The following is a 1212-nucleotide window of genomic DNA, read 5'->3' as shown; positions in this document are numbered from 1 at the left end:
CGCGGTCAATTTGTCAGTTTCGGCCGCTTCTTGCCTGGCATGCTCGTTGTGATCATGTTCTGCCTGAGTGACAGCCCGCTCAGCTGAGGCCAGAGTCCTGCTGGTGGTGTTCAGATGCTCCTCAGCGGCGGGCAGCTGCGCTTCCACTTGATCAAGCCGCAATGTAGCTTTGCTGATGTCCTCTAGCTCTGCTCGCAAGCGGTGACATCGTTGCAGGGCTTGCCGGAAAACGTCACGAGCCTTCCGCCATTCGGCCATCGCCTCAGGTGAGCGGAGTGGTGGGTCGCGCCGAGCCAGCTTGCCGAGTGGCTTGCTTCGGTTCTGCGGGGCATCGGGCCAGCCGACAAGATTGAGCCAGTCGTTGAGCCCCCAATCGGCATCCCACCAGAACCTGTCAAAGAAGGCACGCCGGTTTTTGGCGCTGCCCAGTCGCGCCGCCATCAGCCCCCAGGCCCGCTCCGCATCCGGTGCTGCCGAGGAGATGCCCAGCACGGCGTCAGCCGTGGGCGCGAAATACTCCAACTTCTCGTCGTGCCAGAGTGACTCATCCAGTGCCTTGCTGCGCAGCGGCAGTTCCAGGCTGATGTTCTCCACCGCCGCATTGTTGCTACTGGCCACCACCACGGCGAAGTCCATCAGGTTGAGCCCTGTTAGACCGCTCCTTGGATCATCGAGACCCGCGAGAAGCTCGGCACGGGATACCAGTACGTTCGCGACCAGATCCCGCAGCAGGGTTGTCTTTCCGGTACCTGGAGGGCCATTGACCGCCATGAGACCGCCGCGATGCAGATCGCGAGTGATCGCGTTAACGGCTGCCTGCTGCAGCAGTGTCAAAGGATGCAGACCAGGACCGGGCCAGCGGCCCAAGGGAAACAGGCTGGGTTGCAGGAGGGAGGACAGTCGCAGCCGGTCGGTCAGGGCGTCCCAGGGTTGATCAGGCGGGTGTAGACCAAGATAGGCTGCTGCTGCATCAGGCAGATCATCTGCCGCTTGCAGCACTCGACCGAGATCGGGCAGCAGAAAGCTGGACAGGATCTCGGCACCCGGTGCCAGTTTCTGCATGATCCGGATGGCGCAGGGCGCTGTGACCCACAACTCGGCTGGTATGCCAAACTCACCAGCCAAATTGTGAGAGGTTGCCCGTAGGTCGCGCCAGGTCAGCGAGCGGGGACGGCCATCGGGGTCGGTGGGAGCAAGGATGCTGCCGAAGCG

At 62.7% G+C, this 1212-nt stretch carries 1 pseudogene; it reads right to left on the bottom strand.

Features of this window, described 5'->3' with window-relative positions:
• Positions 1-1212: pseudogene (locus tag D2K64_RS24865) on the bottom strand (hypothetical protein); the annotation flags it as partial.

Source organism: Teichococcus vastitatis (genome assembly GCF_003604215.1).
In the GTDB taxonomy this organism is placed as follows: Bacteria; Pseudomonadota; Alphaproteobacteria; order Acetobacterales; family Acetobacteraceae; genus Pseudoroseomonas; species Pseudoroseomonas vastitatis.
The sequence above is the reverse complement of the archived record's forward strand: the minus strand, read 5'-3'. Positions and strand labels throughout refer to the sequence as shown.